At 49.8% G+C, this 6,606-nt stretch carries 5 protein-coding genes and 1 pseudogene; 1 reads left to right on the forward strand and 5 read right to left on the reverse strand.

All coding sequences use genetic code 11. The features are described 5' to 3' along the window. Both RMO27_RS11115 and RMO27_RS11120 read right to left on the reverse strand, forming a co-directional pair. Positions 1-1,031: S8 family peptidase (locus RMO27_RS11115; protein WP_309732365.1), on the reverse strand; the 1,031-nt coding region annotated here is incomplete at its 3' end. 151 nt (positions 1,032-1,182) lie between these two features. Beyond that, entirely contained in the window at positions 1,183-2,550 is a 1,368-nt protein-coding gene (locus RMO27_RS11120; RefSeq protein WP_309732367.1) for a tetratricopeptide repeat-containing serine protease family protein, read from the reverse strand. Positions 2,551-2,778: 228 nt separating this feature from the next. Between RMO27_RS11120 and raf1 the strand changes: the two genes are divergently transcribed. Continuing rightward, positions 2,779-3,846 carry a RuBisCO accumulation factor 1 gene (gene raf1, locus RMO27_RS11125; protein WP_309732369.1) on the forward strand — a complete coding sequence of 356 codons (1,068 nt, stop codon included), beginning with the start codon at positions 2,779-2,781 and terminating at the stop codon, positions 3,844-3,846. 69 nt (positions 3,847-3,915) lie between these two features. On the opposite strand, the gene RMO27_RS11130 is transcribed toward raf1, so the two are convergent. The 3 genes and pseudogenes from RMO27_RS11130 to RMO27_RS11140 form a co-directional block, all read right to left on the reverse strand. Then, positions 3,916-4,227 (reverse strand): hypothetical protein, encoded by a 312-nt coding sequence (locus RMO27_RS11130; RefSeq protein ID WP_309732370.1) that lies wholly within the window; start codon positions 4,225-4,227, stop codon positions 3,916-3,918. 89 nt (positions 4,228-4,316) lie between these two features. Then, a complete protein-coding gene (locus RMO27_RS11135; RefSeq protein WP_309732372.1) occupies positions 4,317-5,852 on the reverse strand; it encodes an AAA family ATPase in 1,536 nt (511 codons plus the stop codon). Between the two features lie 451 nt (positions 5,853-6,303). Then, a pseudogene (locus RMO27_RS11140) lies at positions 6,304-6,606 on the reverse strand (lipoyl synthase); the annotation flags it as partial.

Here is a 6,606-nt window from a genome sequence, read left to right on the forward strand (position 1 = left end):
GGAGCTGCCATACTCGTACCTTGGAACCCAACAATAATCGGCTGGTTGGTACTCGGATCGATCGTCTCTTGCCAGATTTTGCTGCCATGTCCGCCACCGGGAGCCGCGATGTCTACACCGGCACCGTAGTTGGAAAACTCAGCCCGTTCGCCTTGGGCATCGGTCGCCGCAACGCCGATCACGCGGGCATAGCGGGCGGGATAGGATGCGGAATTATTGTTTTCATTACCAGCAGCGGCAATGATCGTGACGCCTTTGTTGTAAGCGTATTCGATCGCGTCTTTCATGACTTGACTTTCGCCACCGCCACCGAGACTCATATTGATAATGTTGGCTTTGTTATCTGCTGCAAACCTAATTGCTTCGGCGATGTCGCTAATCGTCCCGCCACCGCTAGCTGCTAAGACCTTGAGCGGCATGATTTTGGCTTCATAGGCAACTCCGGCTACACCATAGTTATTGTTGGTGGATTGGGCGACAGTACCCGCTACGTGAGTGCCGTGTCCGTTGTCATCATCGGCTTCGATCTTGTCGTTGACAAAGTCATAACCCGCGACAAATTCGGTAGTGGCTAAGTCGGGAACTTTGCTCACGCCCGTATCGATAATCGCGACGGTAATCCCCTGACCGCGATTTTCTTCCCAAGCTTGCTCGGCGTGGATGCTGTGCAGATGCCACTGCTTGCTGTATTGAGGGTCGTTGGGGGCGACGCTAGCACGATAGATATAATTTGGCTCGATCGCTTCGACATCCTGACTCAGGCTCGATGCGCGGAGTTTGTCGAGCAATGCGCGATCGCCTTTGACGGTATATGTCTGCTCGGACTGGGAAAATTGACTATTGAGGTGGGGGCTGAGGTGATACTGCGCGCTCAACACCTGCAATTGTTTGTCTATTTCTGTGGCTGAAGTAGTTTCTTTAAAATCAATGACTAGCGAGTCAAATTCTCCCTTGGTTGCCAATCCTTGGAAATTAAAGATGGCAAACCCTATGCCTAAGCAAAATAAGCACAAGATTAACAGTTTCCGCATATACCGCGATCGCTCTCAACTTAAATAGTATTCCCAGCATAGCTCAACATTTTAGATTTAGGGGATAGGGGATAGGGATTAGGGATTAGGCAGTAAGCTGTGTAATTTGGGACTTAAGCCCCTCTATCCCCTATCCCCTATTCCTTATTCCCTACCCCTTCACCAACTGCTTAATCTTCGCCACCGTCTTCAGATAATCGATATCTTTGCCCTGTTTTTGATACAGCTCTGCGGCGGTGAGATAATTGGCGATCGCATTGCGATTATTACCGAGCCGATGGTAAGCAAAAGCGCGGCGGTTGTAAGCTTCAGCCGAATTTGGATCGAGGACGATCGCTTGATCGTAATCTTTGATGCCATGCTGACAATCATTGAGTTCGCATAGCGCAAAGCCCCGTCCCAAATAAGCAGCGGCAACATGGGGATTGAGATAGATGGCAGTATTGAAATCAACTTTGGCACCTTGCCAATTGGATTGGATGTTCCGCATACTGCCGCGATGTAAGTAGGCTTCAGGGTGTTCGGCATCGACGGCGATCGCTCGTGTATAGTCAGCTTCAGCTCCTGGCCAGTCTTTGGTAAGACTGCGGGCGATACCGCGTCGAAAATAGATCTCTAGAAATTTGGGATCGATCGTCAGGGCGCGGTTGTAATCGGCAATTGCCCCTGGATAATCGCCTTTTTCTGATTTATCCTGAGCGGTAATAAATAAATCGTCGGCAGTGAGTGGGGCGGATTCACTTACTGGCACTGTCGTCGCGATATCGAGATTGAGTTGAGTAGCAATTTGGGTAAATGTATTAATCGGGATCGCCAGACCGCTCACGGGTTTAATTCTTGGGGTGGGTCGCGGTGACTTCGGATCGCGACTGTCAGCGGCACTGACATAACCAGTTGTCGTGCCAATACTCTTGCCATTAATCCCGATCAAACTACCTGTCTCTGTAAACAAGCCGCCACCACTCATGCCTGGGAGCACATCCACACTACCAAAGGCCAATCCATAACCTTTGGCTTGCGTTTGGCGGCTGCTAGCCACGACAGTACCTGGGAAAAACTTTAAGGATTTACCGTGAAATCCAGCGATAAATACCTGCTTGCCCCGATCGATCCGAGCGGAATCCCCCAGCTCGGCGACAGCATAATCGCGATCGCTTTGGAAGGTAATCGTCGCTAGATCGAGTGAGTTGGGCGCGATTTTGACATCGCTGGGATGGACGATATATTGTTGGCGATCGGGGGTGGTAATCGAAAAAGACGAATTGCGCAGATCGCTGACTACATGGGCAGCGGTTAAAATTGTATAGGTATTGCCAACATGTCTGACGATCGCCCCCGAACCCTGTCCGGCGCGAGTTTCGATCGTCACAATCCGTTGGCGCAGCAACTCAGAACGCGAGTCGCTAATCGGGGCAGTCGGGATGGTCGGGGTAGTGGCAATTGCCCGAACGGGTAAACTCTGCATGACTGAAATAGCCACGCTAGCACTGAACAGAGCGGGTGTGAGGTGTTTGTACATGAAGAAATTTGGCAGTGGATAGAGCGATATCAATGATTGAGTTACCGGAGTACTACTCTTCGCTCGCACATTCTACTACCAAATAGCTAAACTGAGATCGTCAGGATGAAACGAGCGGCAATTGGCGATCGCCCGCCGCCAATTAAATCCCATCAACCCTCGTTCCCATCGACTCCACCAACGTAAGATACTAATAGAAGATCCATCATCGATCGCACAGATTCAACCATGACCGAAGCCACTGAGAACCAACCACCCATCGACACCGAAGCCATCCTGCTGATGTTGCGGCGCAAAGAAAGCAACTGGGTCGAATGGGGCAAAGCGTGCCAACAACTCCAAAAAACTGGACTCACGCCCCAAGCAATTTTTGAGGCGACTGGGTTTGAACCGATTCACCAAAATCAAATTATTGTCGGCTCCCAAGTTTTTGATAGCATGATGAGCGTCGGCGTTGCCCCTGCTACTGAAGCTCATTACAGCCGAATGGGGAGCGATAGTCTATACGAACTTCGCATTCTCAGCCAAGAAGATCGGGCGGCCACTGCCGATTATCTCTACAACCGCAATATCGACTCTGAAGGCTCCAAAGAAGTAGCCAAAGCATTTAAGGAGTTTTCCTACATGCGCCAGCCGCCGGAGGGTTTTACTCACCATCCCGGCGATGCGCTCGCCTATCAGTACTGGCGGTATGTCAAACAACAAGCCGATCTGACTGAAAAAACGCGCCTGATCGCACGCGGACTGATGTTTGCCCACAGCCAAGGCGCGCGCACCCAGATCGAAAAACTGCTCGTCGCCCTCACGGCACCACCCCAACGCCCAGCACCACCACTGCCGATCTATCGCTTGGAAGCAGATGAAGAGTTACCGCGCACGATCGCTGTCGCGGGCGCATTTCCAATCGCCAGTAGCATCTTGCCCACCGTCCCCAAAATTGTCGGGACAGGATCGTTCCAGATTGTCCAGCAAAACTGGGCGGGCGGCTGGGTGAGTTTACCTGGCTGGGGCGTCTTGTGTAAGGCTGAAGATCCGATCGCGATTACGGCCACTAAAGATACGCTGCCAGTGAAGATCGGTGGCGAGTGGGCAGAAACGATCGCGATCCTCGATCGCAGTATTACCGAGTGGAATGAGTTTAATTATTTCGCGATCGATCGCGATGGACAACTGGAGATCGAATGGTTCGATGCCCCTCCGACCATCCCAATTCTCGCGCAATTAATCCTGATCATCCACCCCAAACGCCCGATCGATCCCGATACTCCCAAAGATCTCTGGGAACTCGAAGACTAAAAGTTCCCGAAGATCGAACCGGTGTGGGTACCCTGGGTACCCACACCAAAATCTGCCAGATTGAGATGTTCAAGATAACAAGAACGCGATCGCCACACCAACTAAGGCCAATAGGGGAATTCCCCGCACCAAAATCCCCCAAAATCCAATCCGGGTGCGTTCTTCCAATTTGACATCCAGCGTCCGCAGCTCAGATTGAATCAATTCGATTTTACCGTCGAGCTTAGTTTCGATATTATTAATCAGACCCTCTAATTTGGCAAAGTCCACCCGTGTTTCCTCTCGCAATCCAGCGATCGAAATACTGAGATCGGCGATCGCTTTACTATTAGCATCGATCGCATTCTTAATTTCACGCAAATCTGGCTCGGATGATGACATGATATCTGGGGCAATGTGGGGATACTTTTAGTGTAAAAGAATTTTCCCTCACCAGAAACAACCCAGTCCCCCAGTCCCAACTCCCAACCTTACAGTTCACTAATAAACCCATCCACATCCTGAGCAGTATCCACCGTCCTCACATACCCTCCTTCCGCTGGCGTAAAATCTTCCCAAGCCGCCTGTTGACTGGCAAGTAAATCCACCGTCGCATCGGCAATATCCCCAGTTCGCTGGATTAGTCGATCGCGCAATACATCTACAGGGGCAGTGCAGTGGATGATTTGCAAAGTTATTCCTCGATCGATCGCTAAATCGACGACAGCAGCACGCAAAGACTGTCGATCATACTTCGCATCCAAAATCACCGTCCAGCCCTGTGCGGCCAATTTACCCCCCAATTCGAGCAATCGCCCATAGGTGCGATCGGTCATCGCTGGCGTATACAGACTCGCATCGCCTTTACTTGACAATGGAATTCCTCCCAAATGCTTGCGTACTGCATCAGAACGCAGATGTACGCCACCTAATTTCCCGGCAATTCTTTTCCCTAGCGTGCTTTTCCCAGAGCCAGACAGTCCCGCCAGCATGATCAGTTTGCCCTGTCGATCGCGTGTATATTCCCAAGCTTGACGATAATAATCTCCCGCTGTCAGTGCGGCTGCGGCGCGCTCTTGACTGGGAATATTCGGATCGTCCAGCAAGAATGACATCACCTTGGCTCTCACGTACGCCTGACGGCTCAAATACATCGGCAATACCTGCAATCCCGCCCAATCGCCAGTTTGTTCGGCATAGGTATTTAAAAACCGATTGGCCAGATCTTTACGGCCTCTGGCTTCGAGATCCATGGCAGCAAAAGCGACATCGTAGATCGTATCGACAAACCGAAATGGTTCGTTAAATTCGATGCAATCAAACAGCAATGTTTGACCTTGCCACCGACAGATATTCCGTAAGTGTAAATCGCCATGACACTCGCGAATAAATCCCTGAGTAATTCGATCGATAAATAGTCCCGCATGTTCGCTCAAAAAGCGATCGGTATAGGCTTTGGTTTCCGTAAATTGCGGTTGCGTCTGGGCGCGTCCGATGTATTTTTCGGTCTGATGATAGTTATCATCGATCGACTCTTTAATCCGCTCGATCGTCCCAAAATTGCTGATATATTCATTCGTTTGTGCTTGGGCATGAAAATCGGCGACGACTCGACCCATCTCTTCGATATCCCCGATCTGAATTTCCCCCGACTCAAACAGATTGCTGAGTAAACTTGATTGGGGAAACTGCACCATTTTGACGGCATAGTCTACGATGTCGCCATCGTCACCAAACTGATAGTGATCGCCCTGTTTACTAATAGCGACTACTGCTAAATATAATTCTTTGGCACCGCGTTGATTGAGTCGGATTTCTTCTTGGCAGAAGTGTTGACGTTTGGCTACGGTGGAGTAATCTAAGAAGCCAAAGTTAACTGGTTTCTTGAGTTTGTAAGCAAAGTCTCCAGTCATCAAGACATAGGATGCATGGGTTTGCATCAATTGAATCGGCATCGTCACCGGATGCGGATAAAATTCCGGTGTTAACATTTGCTGAATCAATGCTGGCAGTGGATCTCGATCCATAATGATTCCTGATATATTCCCGATGTTATCGAATTTTGTACTGAATTTGGGTTTTGACTCGCTCTTAACTGTGATGTCTGTTTAAATTAAATATTCATGTTCGATCGCGGTCGGCTGTAACGCACGATCGGCAAAATTTTGGTTCTAAATTCGTTTGAATTAAAACTGACGCCTTCTACTCCAAAATCACCCACCCTGAGAAGAGGTTTACCTGCCTTCAATTATAAAAAGTGTATCCTCTAAGAACATTTTGATTTGAATATACTTACTGGCTTGGGGATAGTCGATCGTCGATAATTGATAGTAGTAGGGTGCGTTATCGCGCAAGCGGCTTGCGCTCGTCGGGGAACCCGACGGTTCAGCAAGACAAGACAGCGTAACGCACCAAAGAGTCGTAAATCTCATGAATTTATCCACCCCCCAGTCTCCCCGTCCCCTCTTCCCCCGTTCCCTATTCACCCGCATGATAAGAACTTCTCACCAGCGGTGCCGAGCGAACGTGTTGGAAACCTAACTCCGTAGCGATCGATCCAAAGCGATCGAATTCGGCTGGCGTCCAGTATTTGACGACGGGCAAGTGTTCGAGGGAGGGGCGCATATATTGTCCTAATGTGATTCGATCGCAATCGATCGCTCTGAGATCTTGTAATGTCTCGATAATTTCAGATTCGGTTTCGCCATGTCCGAGCATCAAGCCGGATTTGGTCGGAATGCTCGGATCTAGGGTTTTGACATGACGGAGCACATCTAGCGA

The organism is Chamaesiphon sp. OTE_75_metabat_556, from assembly GCF_031378165.1.
GTDB lineage: Bacteria > Cyanobacteriota > Cyanobacteriia > Cyanobacteriales > Chamaesiphonaceae > Chamaesiphon.

Bases quoted from the DNA above. Each gene is read 5' to 3' on its own strand.
- RMO27_RS11135 (WP_309732372.1), bottom strand. From the start codon at position 5,852: ATGGATCGAGATCCACTGCCAGCATTGATTCAGCAAATGTTAACACCG.
- RMO27_RS11130 (WP_309732370.1), bottom strand. From the start codon at position 4,227: ATGTCATCATCCGAGCCAGATTTGCGTGAAATTAAGAATGCGATCGAT.
- raf1 (WP_309732369.1), top strand. From the start codon at position 2,779: ATGACCGAAGCCACTGAGAACCAACCACCCATCGACACCGAAGCCATC.
- RMO27_RS11120 (WP_309732367.1), bottom strand. From the start codon at position 2,550: ATGTACAAACACCTCACACCCGCTCTGTTCAGTGCTAGCGTGGCTATT.